A 21,680-nucleotide genomic window follows, 5' to 3' on the forward strand; every position below is an offset into this window, starting at 1 on the left:
CCGAACCGGCGCAGCTCGGGCTGAAGACCTCCATGGCGGCCTGTTGTCGGGCTTTCGGCGCCCCGCAAGCCCTGTCGATTGCAACAGCGAGCGTTCGCGCCGGTCCCCGACCTCGACCGCACCGGCATCCGTTCAGTGAAGGCCGGCGTAGATCTGGAAGCAGCCGATCGCCACCTCGATCAGGATCAGCACGACCACCGCGACCTCCAGCCGTAGCGCTCGGCTGGTGTCGATGATGTCGGTCAGCGCGTTGGCGGTCTCGGAGATCGCCGAGAGCTTGCGCTCGAGCGTGTCGAGACGTTCCTTCAGCTCGTACTCGTCCTCCAGGCGCGCATAGAGCCGGTCGAGCTCCGGCTTCTCCCAGAGCACGTCGGGCTTCTCGGCGATGGCAACGCGGCCCGCGACGCGCTGCTGGACCAGGAGGGCATTGCCGATCAGTTGCAGGATGGCCTTGCGTCGCCGCGGCGTGCGGCCGTGCTCGGCGAGCTCGCGCGCCAGGGGCTCGATGACGTCGAAGACGGCGGCGACGCGCCGCTCGTCGCGCGCCAGTGCCGTGCTCTTGGCAAGAGCGTCTGAAATCAGCAGCAGCCTGTCGTCAGAGAATTTGCTCAGACAGATCGGCCCGCCCGGCTGGATCGCCTCGGAACCCTCGTCGTTGCAGAGCTGCGCCTGCGCGGTCTCTTCCTCATACGGTGAGAGCTCGCCGGTCACACGCGGCTTCAAGGTATCGATGAGGACCTTCTCCTCGGACGGCAGCAGTCCGATCAGCACCACGACGCCGTAGCGGAAGATCACGGCGAGGCCGGCGTGAACGCGGAAGGCAACCGGCGTCGAGGACACCAGCGTTCCGATTTCGAGCCCCGAGGGATTGATGCGGTCGCCCAGCATCACCGCCCGAATCCGCAGCGGCGGCGCGACCTCCGGCTTGCCGGATGGCGCGCTCGTTCCCAAGACGAGTTGATCTGCACTCACGCAAACATCCTGCGCCCACCTAGTGATAGACGACCGCCTGAAAGGCTATCCCGAAAGGCCGCACGGAGAATGGCGTGCAAGCCTTGCAGGAATATGGCGCCAGCAATCCCGCGGCGGTACAGGTTTCTCAAACGCCGAAACATTCGGCAAAAATACGGATGGTCCAAGACATGTTTGGCCGCGGCCGGCTGCATGGTTTACCATGCGCCCCGGCCGACGCGCCGCTGACATTGCGCGAGCGTAGCGCCATGGTTATACGGGTATAACAATGCAGAACGCTTTACCTACAGCTTGAGACATCGAAGCCTCAATCATGCTGAGCGTCATCATTCCGACTGAAGGCGTCGAACAGCCGGCGGTCGCAACTCTGGCCGCGCTGGTGCCAGGCGCCGCGAGCGGCCTGATCCGTGAAGTCCTCCTGGTCGACGGCACCCGCAACGGCGTGATCGAGCGCGTTGCCGACGTTGCCGGCTGCCGCTTTATCGGTTTCGAAGGCCCCCAGGGCGCGGCACTCGCTGCCGGTGCCCTGCAAGCGCGTTCGCCCTGGCTGATGTTCCTGCACGCCGGTGCAGTGCTGGAGACCGGCTGGATCGAGGAGACCACCCTGTTCATCCAGAGCGTTTCGGCGAGCGGCAAGCCGCGGGCGGCCGTCTTTCGCTACGCGCGCTCGCCCTACGCCAGCGCCGGTCTTGGCGACGCCTTGCGCTTCCTGGCCCGGATCGTACGTCCGCAGGGCGACCAGGGCCTCCTCATCGCACGCGACCATTACGACCGGATCGGCGGCTATCCGCCCCACGCCCGCCGCTCCGAGGCGCGGCTATTACGGCGGCTCGGCCGCTCCTCCCGGACACTGCTGCGCAGCCGGATCGTCAACATGGCGTGAGCGCCGAATATACTTGCCCAAGATACTTGCCAAAGTCAAATAACTAATTGACAATGGCAAGTATCGAGGTGCCCCATGTCTTCAAGCCAATTGTCTTCAGGCCGTTCGTCAGCGGCCACGACGTCCGACCACGCCTCCGACGACCAGGTGTCGGCGGTGCGCGCCTTCAACCGCTTCTACACCCGCAAGCTCGGCGTGCTCGACCAGCAACTCCTCAAGAGCCCGTTCTCGCTCAGCGAAGCGCGGGTGCTCTACGAGCTTGCCCATAGCGGCGAGCTCTCGGCCAAGGAGATCGGCATCGAACTCGGGCTGGATGCCGGCTATCTCAGCCGCATCGTGCAGAATTTTGACGAAGCGGGCCTGATCGCGCGCAAGCCGCTTCCTGCCGACCGCCGGCAATATCAGTTGAGCCTGACCGCAAAAGGCCGGCAGGCTTTTGCAAAACTCGAGCGCACGTCGCAGGACGACATCGCCGCCATGCTGCGGCCGCTCTCATCAGATGATCGCAGGCGCCTGACGGGCGCGATGGACACGGTCGAACGGCTGCTCGCCATGCCGCGAACGCCGGCGCCGCCGGCGACCTTGCGCGATCCGCGTCCGGGCGACATGGGCTGGGTGGTGCAGAGCCACGGCACGCTCTATGCGAGCGAGTACGGTTTCGACGCCGGCTTCGAGGCGCTGGTCGCCGAGATCGTCGCAAAGTACATGACCAGCTACGATGCGTCGCGCGAGCGCTGCTGGATCGCCGATATCGAGGGCCGGCCGGTCGGCTCGGTGTTCCTCGTCAAGGCGAGCGACGACGTCGCCAAGCTGCGCCTGTTGCTGCTCGATCCTTCCGCGCGCGGCCAGGGCCTCGGGCAGCGCCTGGTCGCCGAATGCGTCACCTTCGCGCGAGCCTGCGGCTATCGCCGCATGACGCTGTGGACGCAAAGCATTTTGACCGCCGCGCGAAAAATCTACGAGGATGCCGGCTTCAAGCTGGTCGCCACCGAGCCGCATCGCAGCTTCGGCCAAAACCTGATCGGCGAGACCTGGGAGCGCGACCTCTGATGCGCGCGCGGCACGATGTCCCGCGCCGCGTCAACGGAGAGCTGGTCGATCTGTACAAGCGAAGAGCGCACCGGCTGCGGCGCGATGCGTGGCGGGATGTTTGGCGGGATGTTTGGCGGACGATGTGGCGGTCGTTGAGAGGGACGTCGTGACGACAGTCCAAAGCGGGCTCCGTCTCCTTACCCTCCCCTGGAGGGGTCCGAGACGAGCGTAGCTCGCTCGTGGGTCGGCTCACATTGAGCGCAGCGAAGTGTGAGACGGGGTGGGGTGACAGTCTCTCCACATCGAACACTGCCCGAGTTGAGAGATCACCCCACCCCGCTCGCGCTGCGCGCGATCGCCCTCCCCCGCCAGGGGAGGGTGAATCACACCGTCGCGCCCTGTGCTTTCGGCCTGCGCAGATGCTCGTCCAGGCGCGGCATGATCTCGACGAAGTTGCAGGGGCGCGTGCGGTAGTCGAGTTGGGGCTTGAGGATGCCGTCCCAGCCGTCGCGACAGGCGCCGGGGGAGCCGGGCAGGCAGAAGATGTAGGTCGCCCCCGCAACGCCCGCGGTGGCGCGGCTCTGGATCGTCGACGTGCCGATCTTGGCGTGGCTCATCATGTGGAAGGCGATCGAGAAGCCGTCCATGCGCTTCTCGAATAGAGGCTCGACCGCCTCAGGCGTGACGTCACGCCCGGTGAAACCCGTGCCGCCTGTCGTGATGACCGCATCGATGCCGGCGTCAGCAATCCAGCGGCGGATGACGGCGCGGATAGCCTCGACGTCGTCGGTGACGATCTCGCGCGCGGCCAGATGATGGCCGGCCTCGACGATGCGGTCCGCGAGCGTCTGGCCGGATTTGTCGTCAGCAAGCGCGCGGGTGTCGGACACCGTCAGCACCGCGATGTTGAGCGGGATGAATTGTTTTGACTCGTCGGTGGACGCCACGACTTCATTCCTCCCATTCTCCGACGTCATCCTGAGGTGCGCGCATTAGCGCGCCTCGAAGGATGGGCCCGGGGCTCGTCATCCTTCGAGGCTCGCCGAGAGGCGAGCACCTCCCGAGCGAACGCAAATGCGTTCGTCCGGGGATGACGCCACTACTTCCGAATTCGCAAATGCACAACTGCGCAACATAATTCGTGCTTCGCGCGCCCCGGAATGACGGATCACTACAGCGATCCGTTGCCAAAGGTGTTGCAGGCCTGCACGGTGCCCTGCTGATAGCCGGTCATGAACCAGCGCTTGCGCTGCTCGGCCGAGCCGTGCGTGAAGGAATCGGGCACGACGCGTCCCGTGGCCTGGCGCTGCAGCGTGTCGTCGCCGATCGCGGTCGCAGTCCTCAGCGCGGCGTCGATGTCGCCGGGCTCGAGGAAGCCCGGACGCTTCTTCTCCTCGCGATTGACCCAGACGCCGGACAGGCAGTCGGCCTGAAGCTCCACCCTCACCTGCAGCGCGTTGGACTCGGCCTTGCTGCCGGCCTGCTGCTGCAGCCGGGTCACGCGCGGGATGATGCCGAGCAGGTTCTGGATATGGTGGCCCGCCTCATGCGCGATGATGTAGGCGGTGGTGAAATTGCACGCCGACTTGCCGGAGCAGCCACGGAAACGCGTCTCGACCTCGCGGAAGAAGGCGGTGTCGAGGAAGATGGTGCGATCCGGCGGGCAATAGAACGGACCCATCGCCGACTGCGCCATGCCGCAGCGCCCGCCATTGGTAGCGTTGCGGAACAGCACGATCTTCGGCCCGGTATAGTTCTGGCCGCTGGCCTGGAAGATCTCGGTCCAGCGATCGTCGATCTCGCCGAGGATGCCGGAGATCATGCTGCCCATCTCGTCGGTCGGCGCGCCGCGCTTGACTTGTCCTCCCGACGCCTGACGATCGGTCTGATAGGTTGGCGCCTGTCCGCCGCCGGTGAGGATCTCGGCGCCGCCGATCAGGATGCGCGGATCGATGCCGAAGGCATAGCCGAGCAGGCCGAGCACGATGATGGTGCCGATGCCGAGCCCGCCGCCGCCCATGGGAAGGCCGAAACCGCCGCCGCCTCCCATGCCGCCGCCACTGTCATCGCGACGATCCTCGATGTCGTCGCTGCGGCGGAAATCGTCGTAACGCATGGCGGGCTTCCCCTCTCGAATTCCATTTCCGGGCGCGCAGGGCGGCCCGGGCTATGTGCGCAGCGCGAAAGGCTCAACGCGCCACACAGGTAAAATTTCCATTCTGTTAATCAATATCCCGGTCGGCAAAAATTGCCTAGTGCGGCGACTTGTCGAGGCCAGCAATTTTTTCCTGTGAAGCAGCAAAATTTTCCGCATGAAATTCAAGGCACGAACGGCGTTCTCACGGCCTCGAAGACGCGACAAGCCTTAAAATACAGGAGATGCGCGCAATTGCGTGCGCGCGAAGATGCACGCGCAGCCTCACCGCAAAGTTGATGGATTAAGTCGATTTTTACTTTGCCGGGTCAATGTAACGGTCAGTCGGTTGTTTGGTCCCGCGTCGCCGACAGCGTCGCCTGAGTCAGAGTTCTTGAGTCATGGTAGTGTCGCGTCGCGGGGCGTCTGCAAAGGCGCCCCGCACAAATTTTGAGTCCGCTTCGCACAGCATCATCGTCGGCGATTGCGTCGCCGAGATGTCGAAGCTTCAGGCTGGTTCGGTCGACCTGGTGTTCGCCGATCCTCCCTACAATCTCCAGCTCAAGGGCGATCTCAAGCGCCCCGACGAATCCCATGTCGATGCCGTCAACGACGCCTGGGACAAGTTCGATTCCTTCGCCGCCTATGACGATTTCACCCGCGCCTGGCTGCTTGCCGCCCGCCGCGCGATGAAGCCGTCGGCCACGATCTGGGTGATCGGCTCCTATCACAACATCTTCCGCGTCGGCTCGATCATGCAGGACCTCGGCTTCTGGCTCCTGAACGACATCGTCTGGCGCAAATCGAACCCGATGCCGAATTTCCGCGGCCGCCGTTTCACCAACGCGCACGAGACCATGATCTGGGCCGCGCGCGACGAGAAGGCCAAGGGCTACACCTTCAACTACGAAGCGCTGAAGGCGGCGAACGAGGACGTGCAGGCCCGCTCCGACTGGCTGATCCCGCTATGCACCGGTGAGGAGCGCCTCAAAGGTGCCGACGGCAAGAAAGTGCATCCGACCCAGAAGCCGGAAGGCCTTTTGGCGCGCGTGCTGCTGTCGTCGTCAAAGCCCGGCGATCTCGTGATCGATCCGTTCAACGGCACCGGCACGACCGGCGCGGTCGCAAAGCGTCTCGGCCGCTCCTATATCGGTTTCGAGCGCGATAAGACCTATGCGAGGGCCGCGGAAGAGCGCATCGCGGCGGTGGAACCGCTGCCGGAAGAGAGCCTCGCCCCGTTCATGACCGCGCGCGAAGCCCCGCGCGTGGCGTTCGCCGAGCTGATCGAGCGCGGCATGATCATGCCGGGCACAAGACTGTTCGACGCCAAGAAGAAGCTCGGCGCGCTGGTCCGCGCCGACGGCGCCATCATGTTGGGGGACAAGGTCGGCTCGATCCACCGCATCGGCGCGGTGGCCCAGGGCTCGGCCGCCTGCAACGGCTGGACCTATTGGCACGTCGAGACCAAGAAGGGCCTCAAGCTGATCGACGAGCTGCGGGCAGAGATTCGCGCCGGGATGGGCGCGGAATAGTCCTCTGGCACTGTAGGGTGGGCAAAGGCGCCCTTGCGCCGTGCCCACCACCTTCCTCGACGTATGCAGAAACGGCGGGCAGCTCCGCTTTGCCCGCCCTACGGCAGCTTGAATGCGGCCACCCCGAGGACTAGCTTCAAGCGACCAGCTCTCGTCTTGATGGGGCGAGCCATGCGACGCCAGTCCGAGTCATTGCTGCTCTTGCCGCTGCTGCCGATCTTCCTCATCGGCATGTTTCCGATGTTGCTGATCGGCCTGCTCGGATTTGCCGGCCTTGCGCTATTCGGCGTGCTGCTGATCTGTGTCGGTCTCTCCAGCGGGCTCGAGGCCCATGCCGACTTCAATCGCAACGTCATCGTCGGCGGCCATGCCCGTGGCACGGAGCGCGCCACGCAAGCCTCCGACATGCATGCCGCAACGCGTCTTGCCCTGCGCCTGGAGGCTGCCGGGGTCGGCGTGATCGTCGCGGCGGTCCTCGGCTTCCTCTATCTCGGCTGATCTGCGCGCGGCGCAGGACCCACCTCACCAATTCGTCGGTTGCATCAACTGCTCGCCTTCGGGCAAGAGGATGACGCCTCGCGGCAAGGACGCCGCGACAGACGTCGGACAACGACACCAGGGGGAGATTTTCGATGCTCAAATTCTACTTCAACGGATCGCCGAACCCGACCAAGGTCGCGCTTTACCTGGAAGAGGCCGGCCTGCCTTTCGAACCCGTGGCGGTCGACACCCGCAGGGGCCAGCAGTTCACGCCCGACTTCATCAAGATCAACCCGAACGCAAAGGTCCCCGCGATCGACGACAACGGCACGATCGTGTTCGACTCGAACGCCATCCTGCTCTATCTCGCCGAGAAGACCGGCAAATTCCTGCCCGCGCCCGCCGTGCGCGGCCAGACGCTGTCCTGGCTGATGTTCATCGCCACCGGCATCGGCCCCTATTCCGGCCAGGCCGTGCACTTCCGGCACTTCGCGCCGAAGGACCAGAACCACGACTACGCGCACAACCGCTATCAGTTCGAGGGGCATCGTCACTACAAGGTGCTCGACGATCATCTCGCCAAGAACCGCTACATGGTCGGCGACGCCTATTCGATCGTCGACATGGCCCTGTGGGGCTGGGCCCGCATGGCCGCCTTCGTGCTCGGCGAGGACGCGCCGGCAAAGTATCCGAACGTCAAGCGGCTGGTCGACGAGATCTCTGCGCGCCCCGCGGCGGTGCGCGCCATCGCGCTGAAGGACAAGTTCACCTTCAAGGCCGAGATGGACGACGAGGCCCGCGGCAACATGTTCAAGCACATGACGACCAAGGTGGCCTGATCGGTTGCCCACCGTCTCTTGCCAAGACAATGAAGCGGCGCCCAGGTGGCGCCGCTTCGTCGTTATGCGCGCCAGAACGGCTTGCTGAGATCGTCGGCGATCTCCGACCGGCAGGTGCCGATGTCCTGCAATTCGCGGTCGCTCATGGCGGCAAGCTGCGACCGTGCGCGGTGTCGCGCGCGCCAGACGCTCAATCGTTCGCGGAGCGCCCGCATGATCCCGATGGCCAGCCCCGACCGACCCGGTCGCGTGTGCGAGCCGGCCGTCGAGAGGGTCGTCAACGCGATCAACCCGTCGCCCTTTTTGCGCCTTGCGGGAAAGGCCCGAGCGCCTTCTCGGTCAGGATCGAGTCGCAATATTCCCTGATCTCCTTGATCCTGCCGTCCTCGAGGCGGAACACCAGGCAATAGTCGTTATCGTAGCGGACGCCCTCCTTGGTGACGTTATCGCCCTTGGCCTCGACCACGACGACGTCGCCGTCGGCGATGAATCGGTGGGCGACGGTGCGGCTACGGTCGCGCAGGCGCGATCGGACATGGCCGTGCAAATCGTTGAGAATGGACTCCTTGCCCGCGAAAGTGCGCGACCAGGAATATTGCCCGGTCACGACCCATTTTGCGTCGTCGGCGAGGCTCGCCGTGAACAGCGCGCGGTCGCGCGCGGCCGGATCGGGGTTGGCGGCGGCGGCAAAGATGTCCTGTAGCAGTTTCTTGTTGGTTGCGGCGCTCATGGTGTTGCTCCGTTGGTAAGCTTGGCAAGCCCATCATCGCGCCCCCAGCTGCATTCTTCCAATCGATACTGGATATGATATCTATTCACCTCATGAATTTGACGTCGCTCGACCTCAATCTGCTCACCGCGCTCGATGCCCTGTTGCGCGAGGCCAATGTCAGCCGCGCCGCGATGCGGATCGGGCTGTCGCAGCCCGCGGCAAGCCACGCGCTGCAACGGCTGCGCGACATCTTTGGCGATCCGCTGTTGGTGCGCACCGGCGCGCGGATGGAGCTGACGCCGCGGGCGCAGGCGCTGCGCGCGCCGCTGGCGCATGCGCTCGACCAGGTGCGCGGGCTGTTCGTCCCTGATGACTTCGATGCGGCGCGCAGCGAGCGGCATTTTCGCCTGATGATGCCGGATCTCGCCGTCGAGCTATTGATGCCGCCGCTGATGGCCAAGGTGACGCGTCTTGCGCCGAACCTGCGCATCGACGTGGTGCCGTGGCGGGGGCCGGCGATCTTCCATGCGGAGTTTGCCCGCACCATCGATCTCGTGATCTCGATCGGCAACGCCTTCACGGGATTTCACCGCCAGCTGCTCTATACCGACAGCGACGCGCTGGCGGTACGCCGCGGCCATCCGCTCGGCGCAAAGCTGAAGCGGCGCGATGCGTTCCTCGAAGCACGCCACGTCGCCGTGATCATCCGCGGCCAAGCTGAGGACCTCATCGACACCTGGCTACGCACGAAGGGAATCGAACGGCACATTGCGCTGGTCGTCCCCGGCTATATCGAGGCGCTGCACGTCACCGCGCGCACCGACCTCGTCGCCTTCGTGCCGCGGCGGCTGATCGCGGCGCTCTCAAAGCAGCTTTCGCTCGCCACGGTGACGCCGCCGCTCGATCCCGGCCTCGACGAGCAGTTCATGTTCTATCCGACCCGCGCGCAGATGGACCCGGGATCGATCTGGCTCAGGCGGTTGATGCTGGACACGGGGCGGGAGCTGGAGAAGCGGAAGACTGGATAGGATGCGGCTTCAACAAACACGGTGTCTTCCCGGACAAGCGCGCCACAAGCGCGCGCCGATCCGGGACCCATAAACACAGGATCGAGTTTGGCGATGACTCGTGGTCGCCAGCTCGCGCCATAACCACTTCCTGTGGTTATGGGTCCCGGATCTGCGCTCCGGACAACGCTTACGCGTTGCCGGGAGCTTGTCCGGGACGACGGAAGTGGGGCTAAGCCTTCTCCGCGTCCAGCACCTTGCGCACCGCGGGCCGGTCGGCCATGCGCTTGAAATGCTCGGCGACCTTCGGTGTCGCATTGATGTCGACGCTGTCGCCCTCCAACCATTGCGCGATGGTGAAGAGATAGGGATCGCAGATCGTGTACTGCTCGCCCATCACCCACGGTCCCTTGAACATCTTCTGCTCGATCAGCGCAAAACAGGCACCGACGGTCTTCGGGATCATCCGCTTCATGTCGGCAAAGGAGCTCTCCTCCGTCGCCCAGCGCGCGCCGCGCATCTTGTGGGCGTGGGCCACATGCACGGTGGAGCAGAGATAGGAGTTGAACGACTGCACTTCTGCAAACGCAAAGGCGTCGTCCATTGGCGCGAGCTTCGCCTTGGGGTGCGTCTGCGCGATATAGGCGAGCATCGCTGGCGTCTCGGTCAGGATGCCGCGATCGGTCACCAGCGACGGCACGCGCGCCTTCGGATTGATCGCGAGATATTCCGGGCTGTTCTGCTGGTTGGCCTTGAAGTTCAGCCGTTCGGTCGTGTAGTCGGCGCCGGCCTCCTCGAGGGCGATGTGGGAGGCGAGCGCGCAGGTGCCGGTTGCATAGTAGAGCTTGAACATGTCGGACCTCATGCGAAAGCCGGAAGGTAACGGCCTCTTCGCGCGCCGTCCACCCCCGACGCTTCAGCGCCTTACTGCACGCGAGGCTGGAGCTTGCCCTCGATGTAGACGCTCACGATCGTATCATCAGCGGGATAGTGCTCCGGCGCCACCGGCGTAAGCTGCGCCTGGATGCATTTCCACGCGCCGTTCTCGAACAGATACGTATCGGTGTACGTGGTCATGCCGGTGACGTCCTTGCCGTCGCGGCGGCGGACATGCTTGTTGGTCGAGCGCACCAGTGCGACGTCGCCGATCACGGTGATGAGCTCGTCGCGCACGTCCCAATAGATGATGATTTTTGGATCAAACGCGGTCGCCCAGTATTTCAAATAGCTGGCGCGATCCCAGCGCTGGCCCGTCGGCCAGATGTTGATGAAATCAGGGTGCAGCAGCGCGTCGTGCGAGGCGACATCGCTGGTCACGAAATTATGGATGAAGCGCGCATTGATGGCCCGCAACTCGTCCATAACAGTCGGTGAGTGACTAACGGTAGCTGATTGCATGCGGGTCTCCCGTGGCTGAAGCGGCCAGTTGGCGCGCTTTCTCGGCGGTCGCCTCATCGGCCGGAAAGAAGCATTCGATCTTGATCTGCTGGAGCACCGCATCCGTCGGCATGGCGAGCGTCGTGAAGGTCGAGAAAAAGGACAGCCGATAGTCGCCCTTGGCGAGCTGCATCGTCATGACCGGAGACGCCGCCGATGCGTGGCCGGGAAGCCGCCACTCGGCCGACACGCCGGGATAGGCCGCGATCTCGTCGAGCAGCCTTGCCGCGGCCCGGCTGCCTTGCGCGACATCGCGATGCAGGATGCGGATCAGCTGCCCCGCGAACTCTGCCCAGTTCACCATGAACTGCCTGAGGCCCCCGGGGTGAAACACGACATGCATGGCGTTGTTGGCAAGGCCCGCGTCCATGTCGAAGGCATCCCGGAACGGCATGAGCAGGCGCGCCGACGCCTGATTGCGCATGCGCACGTCCCAGTGACCGTCGATGACAATGCCGGGATACGGCTCCTGCTGCCGCAGCATGAAGTCCAGCGCCTGCCGCACCGGCTGAAGGTTTTCCGCAGCCAGTCCCTTGTCGCCATAGGGCGGGACGAAACCCGCCGCGACATGCAGCGCGTTCCGCTCCTCCAGCGGCAGGTCGAGAACGCTGCCGAGGAGCTGCACCATGTCCCGGCTCGGCTGCGAGCGCCCGGTTTCCAGGAAGCACAGGTGCCTCGCGGAGACGTTGGCATCACCAGCGAGCTCGATCTGGGTGAGACGGCGCACGTTGCGCCAATGTTTCAGCAGGCTGCTGAAATGCCCGCTCGCGACCTCGTGGGAATTGTGGGTTGGCTCGCTCATGGCGGGCAATCTAGACCATCACGTCAGAAGGGCAATTACCTCGGATGTAAGTGACCTGCCGCCAATTCCCTGCAACAGTCGCGGAGCCACGGTGGAGATCACTCATGGACCATGATGCAATCGTGACGACCTACATGGCGGCGTGGAACGAGCCTGATGACACGCGCAGGCAGGCCTTGCTCGCGCAATGCTGGAGCGATGACGGCGTCTATGTCGATCCCAATGTCGCGCTTGCAGGGCGCGATGCGCTCGCGGGTCATATCGCCAAGGTGCAGACGAGCCGGCTCGGCGCGCGGCTCGAGTTCATGAGCGGTATCGATGTCCACCACGACGTGCTCCGCTTCCTCTGGCGCCTGGTGCGCGCGGACGGGTCGTGCGGCGACATTTCGATCGATTTTGGCGAGATCGGCGCCGACGGCCGATTGGTGAAGATCGTCGGCTTCTTCGGGGCCGCACCGGCGCCCCGATAGAGGCCGGTCAGGAACCATCTGCGGCGGTCTTCGCAGTTGCCCCCTGCACCTCTCCATGTCATGACCCCCGCAAGAGTATTGGGGGAGTGAGATGACTGTTCTCATCGCGGGTGGCGGTATCGGCGGGCTGACGCTGGCGCTCAGCCTGCATCAAATCGGCATCCCGGCAAAGGTGTTCGAAAGCGTGTCCGAGCTGAAACCGCTCGGCGTCGGCATCAACGTGCTGCCGCATGCGGTGCGCGAACTGATCGAGCTCGACCTGATGGACAAGCTCGACGCCTCAGGCGTGCGCACCCGGGAGCTCGCCTATTTCTCCAAGCAGGGCAAGCCGATCTGGAGCGAGCCGCGCGGGCTGGAGGCCGGCTACAAATGGCCGCAGTTCTCGATCCACCGCGGCACCCTCCAGCAGATCCTGCTCGACACCGCCGTCGAGCGGCTCGGCCGCGACAACATTTTGACCAGCCACCATCTCACCGGCTGGAGCGAGACGGCCAACGGCGTACGCGCCGATTTCATCGACAAGGCCACGGGCAAATCCGCAGGCTCCTATGAGGGCACACTGCTGATCGCCGCCGACGGCATCCATTCTGCCGCACGCGAGAAGCTCTACCCGCAAGAAGGGCCGCCGATCTGGAATGGCCGCATCCTCTGGCGCGGCGTCACGCCGTTAAAGGCATTCCTCACCGGCCGCACCATGATCATGGCCGGCCACGAGATCCTGAAATTCGTCTGCTATCCGATCAGCCAGAAGCCGGACGCGAACGGCAACCACCTCATCAACTGGGTGGCCGAGCGTCACATGCCGCCGACCTATCAGTGGCGGCGCGAGGACTATAACCGCACCGCGCGGCTCGACGAGTTTTTGCCGTGGTTCGAGAACTGGCAGTTCGATTGGCTCGACGTGCCCGGCCTGATCAAGAACTGCCCGCACGCCTACGAATATCCGCTGGTCGACCGCGATCCCGTCAACCAGTGGACGTTTGGCCGCGTCACGTTGATGGGCGATGCCGCGCATCCGATGTATCCGATCGGCTCGAACGGCGCCTCGCAGGCGATCCTCGATGCCCGCACCATCACCCGCGAAATCCTTGCGCATGGACCGACGAATGCAGCGCTCCTGGCCTATGAGGCCGAGCGCCGGCCGGCGACCACCGACCTCGTCCTGCTCAACCGCAAGAACGGCCCCGAGCAGGTCATGCAGCTCGTCGAGGAGCGCGCGCCTGACGGCTACAAGGTGGTGACTGACGTGCTGTCGCAGAAGGAGCTGGAAGACATCGCCGCGAACTACAAGCGCGTCGCCGGTTTTCAGGTCGAGGCGCTGAATGCAAAGCCGCCGATTGTGTCGAAGGCGGATGCGACAAGAGCGAGCGCGTGAGCGGCACGAGCTGCACGTTGATGTGCCCTCGCCCCTTGTGGGAGAGGGCAGCGACGCCAGTAGACGCGGGCTCACTCGGGTGAGGGGTCTGCCTCCGCGGATTCATCTCGCTATTTGAACGCGCCGCGAGAGACCCCTCATCCGGCGCTTCGCGCCACCTTCTCCCACAAGGGGAGAAGGGAGTGGAGTATGTGGTTACACTATTCACTTCACCACCCTCGCCGCCTCCAACAGCCGCTCGGTCGCCGTTGCGGTCACGAGCACCGTGCCGTCCTCGGCCATCAGCTTGCTCTCGACGAAGGCGATGGTCTTGCCGAGTTGCGTCACCTTCGCCTCGGCGACGAGCGGACCGGGCTTGGCGGGCGCCAAAAAGTTCACGGTCATGCTGATCGTGGTGGTGTAGAGCCGCCCCTCGCTCATCACCAGCACGGCCGGGCCCATGGTGTCGTCGAGCATGGCGGAGAGCAGGCCGCCCTGGATGAAGCCGGCGGGGTTGCAGAACTCCGGCTTGCCTTCGAAGGCGAGCCTGATCCAGCCCTCCTCCGGCCGGGCATCGAGCAGACGCCAGCCGAGCAGTTTTGCGCAGGGTGGAGCTTTGAAATCGTCGAGCGCGGTCTTGACCATGGGAACCTCCATTGCGTCCCCTTAGCGCAGGCCTACTGCCAGCATGCTGTCAGGAGCGGCTATAGACCCAACGCGTGCGCGATCACCTTGCGCATGACGTTGGGCAGCGCTTCATCGGCAAGCGTTGCGATCGGCACCCAGCGCATGCCCGCCGGCGCGCGGGTGCGCCCATCCACCTTGGCCGTGTAGACCACGAGCTCCAGCGGAAAATGCGTGAAGACGTGGGTGACGACTCCCACCTTGCGCTGCCAGCGCGCGATGCCCTTGATGTCGGGCGCCTGCGTCTTCGCGGCCTTGTCGTCCTGGCCGGCGAGCCAGTCCGATCCCGGCACTTCGGTCATGCCGCCGAGCAGGCCCTTTTCGGGCCGCGAGCGGACCAAGAGCTCGTCGCCACGCGTCACGACGAAGGCGGCGCCACGGCGCAGCGTCCCGTTCTTCTTCGGCGCCTTGCGCGGAAAAGTCTCCTGTGTGCCGAGCGCACGCGCCACGCAATCCTCGTTCAGCGGGCACAGCGAACAGGCCGGCTTCTTCGGCGTGCAGATCGAGGAGCCCAGATCCATCAGCGCCTGCGCGCTGTCTCCTGCGCGCGCATCCGCGAGCAGCGTCGCCGCCAATTGCTGGATCAGCGGTTTTGCCTGCGGCAGCTCCTCCTCCACCGCGAACAGCCGCGACACCACGCGCTCGATATTCCCGTCGACCGGCATGGTGCGGCGGTCGAAGGCGATCGCGGCAATCGCCGCGGCGGTGTAGGGCCCGATCCCCGGCAGCGCGCGCAGCCCCTCTTCGGTGTCGGGGAAGACGCCGCCATGCTCGCGCGTCACCGCGACCGCGCAGGCGTGCAGATTGCGCGCACGCGAATAATAGCCGAGCCCCGCCCACATCCGCAGCACGTCATCCTGCGAGGCGCGGCCGAGCGCCGTGACATCCGGCCAGCGTGCCATAAATTTTTCGAAATAGGGGCCGACCGCCTTCACCGTGGTCTGCTGGAGCATGATCTCCGACAGCCAGACCCGGTAGGGATCCGGCGCCTCACCGGCGAGCGCCCGCCACGGCAGGCGGCGGCGATGGCGGTCGTACCATTGGAGCAGCGCGAGCGGGCGCGCTGACGCTTCCGGCCGGACCGGTTCCGATTTCGCCTTCAGGGCGGACTTGGGGCTCATCCCATCACTGTAACGAGGTAACGCCAGCGTCTCCACGTCATGCCCGCGCTTGTCGCGGGCATCCACGTCTTTCTTCGTGGCAACACGTGGATGGCCGGGACAAAGCCCGGCCATGACGGCGAAGAATCTGTGGCCCGAGGGACGAAGTGCTATAAGGCCCCATGTCCAAACCCCGGCCCATCAGCGCAAAGCCGCTTGCGCTCCTGCTCAACGACGTCTTTGCCGAGGCCTATGCCAAGCAAGGCTTTGCCGCGCGCGAACTGGTAACGCGGTGGGCGGAGATCGCGGGTCCCGAGATCGCTGTCCATTCCGAGCCGCTGAAGATGCAATGGCCGCGGCCGGTCGAGGGCCAGCCGCAGGAACCGGCGACCCTGGTGCTGCGGGTCGAGGGCCCGATGGCGCTGGAGATCCAGCATTCGTCCGACGTCATTTTGGAGCGGGTCAACCGCTTCTTCGGCTGGAGCGCGGTCGGCAAGCTGGCCTTCCGCCAGGCCCCCCTGTCGCGCAGCCGACGGCCGGTCAGACCCCGCCCGCCGGACCCCCAGTCGGTGGCAAAGGTCGCGGAAACCCTCGGCAGCATCGAAGATGAACAGTTGCGGGACGCGCTGGCCCGGCTGGGGGCCGCAATCAAGCGAAATTGAGCCCAATTGCGCGGCCAATCCGGACCCGTCCTTGCGGCACGCCATTGCCACAAAACGCGTTTCAAGCTAGCGACAGGCTCGCCTCAATTTGGAACCTCATTCGCCTTATCTTCCTATCCGGGCGAGACCTTTGCCATCCGGGAGCCGACCTTGATCATCACCCGCCGCGCCTTCACCACGATGCTGTCGCTGACCGGACTTGCCGCGCTGGCCGGGTTGTCGCCGCTGCGGTTCATCACAGAAGCAATGGCGCAAACCGCCGCCGACGTGGCGAAGCCGGTGTCGCTGCCTGACATGGCGATCGGGCCCGAGAACGCCGCCGTCACCATCACCGAATACGCCTCGATGACCTGCCCGCATTGCGCAGCCTTCAATGAACAGGTGTTCCCGAAGCTGAAGAAGGAATTCATCGACACCGGCAAGGTGCGTTACATCTTCCGGGAGTTCCCGCTCGACATCAAGGCGGCCGCGGGTTCGATGCTGTCGCGCTGCATTGCCAATGGCGACGCGCCAAAATACTTCGCCGTCACCGACATGCTGTTCCGCTCGCAGAACGACTGGGTGACGAAGAACACCACGGAGACGTTGACCCGGATCGGCAAGCAGGCTGGCCTCAGCCCGCAGCAGGTCGAGGCCTGCCTGAAGGACCAGGCGCTGCTCGACAAGATCGCGGCCGACCAGAAATACGCGAGCGAAGTGTTGAAGGTCGATTCGACGCCGACGTTCTTCATCAACGGCGAGAAGATCAAGGGCGAGGCCTCGTTCGACGAATTCGCGAAGAAGATCAATCCGCTGCTGAAGAGCTGATCTTCACGGTTTGGTCCTGATTCGCTCGCGAAAAGCCGTATATTTCCCTTGGGAAAAGCACTCTTCGCTGGTTGCCCTTGAGGCGCGGCGCGGCCATTGTCCAGCCGCATGAGCCGTATCGAGCGACTCGTCCAGACATCGACATTGCCTTCTATGGTATTGTCACGGCAGGGAGATTCGCGCCCTGTCAACAGAGAAGCGTGTTTATGAAGATCACCCGCCTCCGCCTGCATGGTTTCAAGTCGTTCGTCGAGCCCACGGACTTCGTGATCGAGCCCGGTCTCACCGGCGTCGTCGGTCCGAACGGTTGCGGCAAATCGAATCTCGTCGAAGCGCTGCGCTGGGCGATGGGCGAGACCTCGTACAAGTCGCTGCGCGCCTCCGACATGGACGCGGTGATCTTCGCAGGCTCCGGCAATCGCCCGGCGCGCAACCACGCCGAAGTGACGATGACGATCGACAATGCCGATCGCTCGGCGCCGGCGGCGATGAATGACAGCCAGTTCCTGGAAATCTCGCGCCGCATCGAGCGCGAGGCAGGCTCGGTCTATCGCATCAACGGTCGCGACGTGCGCGCCCGCGACGTGCAGATCCTGTTCGCGGACGCCGCCACCGGCGCGCGTTCGCCGGCTCTCGTCCACCAGGGCAAGATCGGCGAGATCATCCAGGCAAAACCCGAACAGCGCCGCCGCGTGCTGGAAGACGCCGCCGGTGTCGCCGGCCTGCATGCCCGCCGCCACGAGGCCGAGCTGCGCTTGAAGGCTGCCGAAACCAACCTCACCCGCGTCGAGGACGTGATCGGCCAGCTCTCCGGGCAAATGGAAGGGTTGAAGAAGCAGGCCCGCCAGGCCGTGCGCTACCGCGAGGTCGCGGCAAAGGTCCGCAAGGCGGAAGCTACACTGTTCCACCTGCGCTGGATCGCGGCGCATGCCGAGGTCAACGATTCCGGCCACACCCACGATCTCGCTGTCCGCGAGATGGCCGAGCGCACCCAACATCAGGCCGAGGCCGCCCGTATCCAGGCGATCCGCGCCGCCGAGATGCCGGCCTTGCGCGATGCGGAAGCGCGCGCGGCAGCGGGACTGCAGCGCCTCACCAATGCGCGCGAGCTGCTCGACCGCGAAGAGGAGCGCGCCAAGGAACGCGTCACCGAGCTCGAGCGCCGGCTGACCCAGTTCGAGGGCGACATCGCCCGCGCCCAGCAGCAGACGGGCGATGCCGACGTCGCGCTGGAGCGCCTCGACACCGAGGACGCGGAGCTCAAGGAAGAGATCAAGTCGCGCGTCGAGAAGCGCTCGGGCGTCGACGAACGCGTTGCGGAAGCCGAAGCAACACTCGCCGAAGCCGAGCGCCAGTTCTCCGAGCTCACCACCGCGCTTGCCGATCTCACCGCCAAGCGCAACCAGCTCGAGGCCAATGTCCGCACCCATCGCGACCGTCTCGCCCGCCTCGATCAGGAGATTGCCGGCGTCGCGGCCGAAGAAGACAAGCTCGCGCAGGAGACCGGCGGCTTTGGCGATGTCACCGAGCTCGCCGCCCTGGTCGAGACCGCCGAAGAGACCCTCGCGGCCTCCGAGGCCGCGGCGCAGGCCAGCGAAGCCGCGCATGTCGCGGCCCGCCAGACGCTGGAATCTTCGCGCTCGCCGCTGAACGAGGCCGACAAGCGCGTGCAGCGGCTCGAAACCGAAGCGCGCACCATCTCCAAGATCGTCAACGGCGAGACCAAGAATCTCTGGCCGCCGATCATCGACGGCATCACGGTCGCCAAGGGTTTTGAAAAGGCGATCGGCGCTGCGCTCGGTGATGATCTCGATGCTCCCGTCGATCCGTCGGCGCCGATGCGCTGGACCAATGCCGGCGTCACCGAGGGCGATCCGGCGCTGCCCGAGGGTGTCGAGTCGCTTGCCGATCACGTTCAGGCGCCCGTCGAGCTTGCCCGCCGTCTGGCGCAGATCGGCGTGGTGTCGCGTGAGCGCGGCGCCGAGCTTGTCTCGCAGCTCAAGACCGGCCAGCGGCTGGTCTCGCGCGAAGGCGATGTCTGGCGCTGGGATGGTTTTGTGGCGGCGGCGCACGCGCCGACCGGCGCTGCGCGGCGTCTGGCTGAACGCGCCCGTCTCGTCGACATCGAGAACGAGCTGGAGCAGGCCCGCATCGACGCGCAGATCAAGCGTCAGGCGCTCGAGAACGCCGAGTCCGAGCTGCAAATGGCGGCCAGCACCGAAGGCGCCACGCGCGAAGCCTGGCGCGCCGCGCAGCGCGAGCTCAACGTCGCACGCGAGCGTCATGCCACGGCCGAGCGCGAGATCAACCGTCACGCCGCGCGCAAATCGGCGCTGTCGGAGGCCCACAGCCGCCTCGCCGCCGACCGCGCCGAGGCCGAAGCCGCGCATGAATACGCAGCGGCTGCGATCTCCGAGCTGCCGTCCAGCGAAGACACGGAAGTCCGCCTCGCCGCCGTGCGCAGCGACATCGAGGGTCACCGCCGGCTCGCCGCGCAGGTCCGCGCGGAGGCGCAGGCGCTGGCGCGCGAAGCCGAGCTTGCCGACCGCCGCGTGCAGGCGATCCTCGCCGAGCGCAATGAGTGGCAGAACCGCAAACAAAGCGCGGCCTCGCACATCGACACCATCCAGGCCCGCATCACCGAGGTCTCGATCGAGCGCAGCGACCTCGAGAACGCGCCCGCCGTGTTCGCCGAGAAGCGCAGCGCGCTGATCAACGAGATCGAGTACGCCGAGAACGACCGCCGCGTCGCCGCCGACGCGCTGGCCGCCGCGGAAACCGCGATGGCCGAGACCGATCGCGTCGCAAAACTGACGCTGGAGGCGCTGTCCAGCGCCCGCGAGGCGACCGCGCGGGCCGAAGAGCGCATGGAGGGCGCGCGGCGCCGTCTCGTCGACATCGAGCGCGAGATCCACGACATGCTCGAGGTCGAGCCGCAAGCCGTCGCCGGCCTTGCCGAGATCGAGCCCGGCGCCGAGCTGCCGCCGCTCAATGAAATCGAGGAAGATCTGGAAAAGCTGCGCCGCGACCGCGAGCGCCTGGGCGCGGTGAACCTGCGCGCCGAGGAGGAACTGCGCGAGGTCGAGACCCAGCACACCAGCCTCACCACCGAGCGCGACGACCTCGTCGAAGCCATCAAGCGGCTGCGCCAGGGCATCCAGAGCCTCAACAAGGAGGCCCGCGAGCGGCTCCTGACCTCGTTCGAGACCGTCAACAACCACTTCAAGCGCCTGTTCGTCGAGCTGTTCGGCGGCGGCGAGGCGGCGCTGCACCTGATCGAGAGCGAGGATCCGCTGGAAGCCGGCCTCGAGATCATCGCAAAGCCGCCGGGCAAGAAGCCGCAGACGCTGTCGCTGCTCTCGGGCGGCGAGCAGGCACTCACCGCGACGGCGCTGATCTTCGCGGTGTTCCTCACCAACCCGTCGCCGATCTGCGTGCTGGACGAAGTCGACGCACCGCTCGACGACCACAATGTCGAGCGCTACTGCAACCTGCTGCACGAGATGACCGCCACGACCGACACGCGCTTCATCATCATCACGCACAACCCGATCACGATGGCGCGCATGAACCGGCTGTTCGGCGTCACCATGGCCGAGCGCGGCGTGTCGCAGCTCGTGTCCGTCAACCTCGAGCAGGCCGTGGACATCCTGGACCAGAACGTGGCGTGAGGGTTTCCCCCTCACTCCCCGCACAGCTCAAGGCCGCGCTCGACGGCAAGCTCCAGGGTTTTTCGCGCAACGAGGCCGCGCAACGGTCGTCAAAGATCTCGAACGCCTATCGCACCGGCGGCAATTCCGGCGGCATCAAGTCCGACGCCGATGCGCTGGCCTATGCGCTCGCGCGCATGCCGGCGACGTATGCCGCCGTGGCGGCCAGCCTGAATGCGCTAACCGAGATCGTGCCAGACCTTGCGCCGGAAACCCTGCTCGACGTCGGCGCCGGCCCGGGCACCGCAAGCTGGGCGGCGGCAGAAGCCTTCCCGTCACTCGCCTCGTTCACGCTGATCGACACCAACCGCACCCTGAGCAAGCTGGCGCTGGAGCTTGCCGAGGACAGCACGCAACTGGCTGGCTGCCGCTATCTGCCGGGCGACGCCGGCGAGAACCTCGCCCAGGCAACACCAGCCGATCTCGTCGTCGCGAGCTATCTGATCGGCGAGTTGAGCGAGAGCGATCAACGCGCGCTTGCGGATGCGATGTGGGCGAAGGCACGCCACGCGCTCGTCGTGATCGAGCCCGGCACGCCGGCGGGCTATGCGCGCATCCTCGCGCTGCGCGGGCGCCTGATCGCGGCGGGTGCGCATGTCGCGGCGCCCTGCCCGCACGACAGACCCTGCCCGCTTGTTGCGCCCGACTGGTGCCACTTCAACCAGCGCCTGCCGCGCTCGCAGGCCCATCGTCAGATCAAGGGCGCCGACGTGCCGTTCGAGGACGAGCGCTTCATCTATGTGGCGCTGACCCGCGCGCCGCCCCCGACGCGCGCTCCGCGCGTGCTGGCGCCGCCGGATGTCGGCAAGGCCGAGATCACGGCAAAGCTCTGCACCGAGGACGGCCTCGCGCTGACGAAGGTCCCACGCCGCGACAAGGCGGCCTATGCGGATGCGAGGCGCTGGCGCTGGGGCGATGCCGTCCTGTCGGAAAGTTAACCTCGTTCGCCCCTTTTCCCTTGAACTCGGATGGCTCCACATCCGACCAAGTCATACCTCCCCCTCCTGCGCCGGTGCTCTCCGGCGCCATTTTGGGTTACGCTGCCCGCCTTCTTCTTCCCCGA

22 protein-coding genes are annotated in these 21,680 nt (G+C 65.5%); 12 read left to right on the forward strand and 10 right to left on the reverse strand.

What is annotated here, in order from left to right; all coding sequences use genetic code 11:
* Positions 1 to 132: 132 nt before the first annotated feature.
* Positions 133 to 972: an RMD1 family protein gene (locus tag JQ632_RS30420; protein ID WP_212406340.1), complete on the reverse strand. Its 840-nt coding sequence runs from the start codon at positions 970 to 972 to the stop codon at positions 133 to 135.
* Between the two features lie 313 nt (positions 973 to 1,285).
* Between JQ632_RS30420 and JQ632_RS30425 the strand changes: the two genes are divergently transcribed.
* Together JQ632_RS30425 and JQ632_RS30430 are read left to right on the forward strand one after the other, a co-directional pair.
* The gene (locus tag JQ632_RS30425) at positions 1,286 to 1,855 is read left to right on the forward strand and encodes a glycosyl transferase (protein ID WP_212406341.1); all 570 of its coding nucleotides are present in this window, start codon (positions 1,286 to 1,288) and stop codon (positions 1,853 to 1,855) included.
* A 75-nt stretch (positions 1,856 to 1,930) separates the two neighbouring features.
* Positions 1,931 to 2,905 carry a helix-turn-helix domain-containing GNAT family N-acetyltransferase gene (locus JQ632_RS30430; protein WP_212406342.1) on the forward strand — a complete coding sequence of 325 codons (975 nt, stop codon included), beginning with the start codon at positions 1,931 to 1,933 and terminating at the stop codon, positions 2,903 to 2,905.
* 365 nt (positions 2,906 to 3,270) lie between these two features.
* Here the strand turns inward: JQ632_RS30430 and moaB are convergent, their stop codons facing one another.
* Together moaB and JQ632_RS30440 are read right to left on the reverse strand one after the other, a co-directional pair.
* Positions 3,271 to 3,834 carry a molybdenum cofactor biosynthesis protein B gene (gene moaB, locus JQ632_RS30435; RefSeq protein WP_212406343.1) on the reverse strand — a complete coding sequence of 188 codons (564 nt, stop codon included), beginning with the start codon at positions 3,832 to 3,834 and terminating at the stop codon, positions 3,271 to 3,273.
* Positions 3,835 to 4,058: 224 nt separating this feature from the next.
* Complete coding sequence (locus JQ632_RS30440) at positions 4,059 to 5,003, reverse strand: neutral zinc metallopeptidase (RefSeq protein ID WP_212406344.1); 945 nt, start codon at positions 5,001 to 5,003, stop codon at positions 4,059 to 4,061.
* Between the two features lie 419 nt (positions 5,004 to 5,422).
* Between JQ632_RS30440 and JQ632_RS30445 the strand changes: the two genes are divergently transcribed.
* The 3 genes from JQ632_RS30445 (at position 5,423) to JQ632_RS30455 (ending at position 7,872) form a co-directional block, all read left to right on the forward strand.
* Positions 5,423 to 6,553 (forward strand): site-specific DNA-methyltransferase, encoded by a 1,131-nt coding sequence (locus tag JQ632_RS30445; RefSeq protein WP_212406345.1) that lies wholly within the window; start codon positions 5,423 to 5,425, stop codon positions 6,551 to 6,553.
* 171 nt (positions 6,554 to 6,724) lie between these two features.
* Complete coding sequence (locus JQ632_RS30450; RefSeq protein ID WP_212406346.1) at positions 6,725 to 7,051, forward strand: hypothetical protein; 327 nt, start codon at positions 6,725 to 6,727, stop codon at positions 7,049 to 7,051.
* Positions 7,052 to 7,185: 134 nt separating this feature from the next.
* A complete protein-coding gene (locus JQ632_RS30455; protein ID WP_212406347.1) occupies positions 7,186 to 7,872 on the forward strand; it encodes a glutathione S-transferase family protein in 687 nt (228 codons plus the stop codon).
* Between the two features lie 62 nt (positions 7,873 to 7,934).
* Here JQ632_RS30455 and JQ632_RS30460 read toward each other — a convergent pair whose 3' ends face one another.
* Entirely contained in the window at positions 7,935 to 8,153 is a 219-nt protein-coding gene (locus tag JQ632_RS30460) for a DUF1127 domain-containing protein (RefSeq protein WP_249152643.1), read from the reverse strand.
* Positions 8,154 to 8,158: 5 nt separating this feature from the next.
* A complete protein-coding gene (locus JQ632_RS30465; protein WP_212406348.1) occupies positions 8,159 to 8,602 on the reverse strand; it encodes a nuclear transport factor 2 family protein in 444 nt (147 codons plus the stop codon).
* A gap of 92 nt (positions 8,603 to 8,694) precedes the next feature.
* Between JQ632_RS30465 and JQ632_RS30470 the strand changes: the two genes are divergently transcribed.
* Entirely contained in the window at positions 8,695 to 9,612 is a 918-nt protein-coding gene (locus tag JQ632_RS30470) for a LysR family transcriptional regulator (RefSeq protein ID WP_212406349.1), read from the forward strand.
* Between the two features lie 211 nt (positions 9,613 to 9,823).
* On the opposite strand, the gene JQ632_RS30475 is transcribed toward JQ632_RS30470, so the two are convergent.
* From JQ632_RS30475 to JQ632_RS30485, 3 genes are all read right to left on the reverse strand, one after another.
* The gene (locus JQ632_RS30475) at positions 9,824 to 10,444 is read right to left on the reverse strand and encodes a glutathione S-transferase family protein (protein WP_212406350.1); all 621 of its coding nucleotides are present in this window, start codon (positions 10,442 to 10,444) and stop codon (positions 9,824 to 9,826) included.
* Between the two features lie 71 nt (positions 10,445 to 10,515).
* Positions 10,516 to 10,989 carry a nuclear transport factor 2 family protein gene (locus JQ632_RS30480; RefSeq protein WP_212406351.1) on the reverse strand — a complete coding sequence of 158 codons (474 nt, stop codon included), beginning with the start codon at positions 10,987 to 10,989 and terminating at the stop codon, positions 10,516 to 10,518.
* A complete protein-coding gene (locus tag JQ632_RS30485; RefSeq protein ID WP_212406352.1) occupies positions 10,970 to 11,830 on the reverse strand; it encodes a helix-turn-helix domain-containing protein in 861 nt (286 codons plus the stop codon). The genes JQ632_RS30480 and JQ632_RS30485 overlap by 20 nt, the downstream gene beginning before the upstream one ends.
* 104 nt (positions 11,831 to 11,934) lie before the next feature.
* Here JQ632_RS30485 and JQ632_RS30490 point away from each other — a divergent pair, with 104 nt between their 5' ends.
* Both JQ632_RS30490 and JQ632_RS30495 read left to right on the forward strand, forming a co-directional pair.
* Complete coding sequence (locus JQ632_RS30490; RefSeq protein WP_212406353.1) at positions 11,935 to 12,300, forward strand: nuclear transport factor 2 family protein; 366 nt, start codon at positions 11,935 to 11,937, stop codon at positions 12,298 to 12,300.
* Positions 12,301 to 12,391: 91 nt separating this feature from the next.
* A complete protein-coding gene (locus JQ632_RS30495) occupies positions 12,392 to 13,675 on the forward strand; it encodes a flavin-dependent oxidoreductase (protein WP_212406354.1) in 1,284 nt (427 codons plus the stop codon).
* 204 nt (positions 13,676 to 13,879) lie between these two features.
* On the opposite strand, the gene JQ632_RS30500 is transcribed toward JQ632_RS30495, so the two are convergent.
* Together JQ632_RS30500 and mutY are read right to left on the reverse strand one after the other, a co-directional pair.
* Positions 13,880 to 14,299 (reverse strand): PaaI family thioesterase, encoded by a 420-nt coding sequence (locus JQ632_RS30500; protein ID WP_212406355.1) that lies wholly within the window; start codon positions 14,297 to 14,299, stop codon positions 13,880 to 13,882.
* A gap of 59 nt (positions 14,300 to 14,358) precedes the next feature.
* Positions 14,359 to 15,459 (reverse strand): A/G-specific adenine glycosylase, encoded by a 1,101-nt coding sequence (gene mutY, locus JQ632_RS30505; protein ID WP_212406356.1) that lies wholly within the window; start codon positions 15,457 to 15,459, stop codon positions 14,359 to 14,361.
* Positions 15,460 to 15,620: 161 nt separating this feature from the next.
* On the opposite strand from mutY, the gene JQ632_RS30510 reads away from it, so the two are divergent.
* The 4 genes from JQ632_RS30510 to JQ632_RS30525 all read left to right on the forward strand — a co-directional run bounded on the left by JQ632_RS30510 (position 15,621) and on the right by JQ632_RS30525 (position 21,555).
* Positions 15,621 to 16,100: a DUF721 domain-containing protein gene (locus JQ632_RS30510; protein WP_212406357.1), complete on the forward strand. Its 480-nt coding sequence runs from the start codon at positions 15,621 to 15,623 to the stop codon at positions 16,098 to 16,100.
* Between the two features lie 150 nt (positions 16,101 to 16,250).
* Complete coding sequence (locus tag JQ632_RS30515) at positions 16,251 to 16,907, forward strand: DsbA family protein (RefSeq protein WP_212406358.1); 657 nt, start codon at positions 16,251 to 16,253, stop codon at positions 16,905 to 16,907.
* Between the two features lie 206 nt (positions 16,908 to 17,113).
* The gene (gene smc, locus JQ632_RS30520) at positions 17,114 to 20,578 is read left to right on the forward strand and encodes a chromosome segregation protein SMC (protein WP_212406359.1); all 3,465 of its coding nucleotides are present in this window, start codon (positions 17,114 to 17,116) and stop codon (positions 20,576 to 20,578) included.
* Positions 20,575 to 21,555: a small ribosomal subunit Rsm22 family protein gene (locus tag JQ632_RS30525; protein ID WP_212406360.1), complete on the forward strand. Its 981-nt coding sequence runs from the start codon at positions 20,575 to 20,577 to the stop codon at positions 21,553 to 21,555. The genes smc and JQ632_RS30525 overlap by 4 nt, the downstream gene beginning before the upstream one ends.
* The last annotated feature ends 125 nt before the right edge of the window (positions 21,556 to 21,680 follow it).

This window comes from Bradyrhizobium liaoningense, from assembly GCF_018130955.1.
GTDB lineage: Bacteria > Pseudomonadota > Alphaproteobacteria > Rhizobiales > Xanthobacteraceae > Bradyrhizobium > Bradyrhizobium liaoningense_C.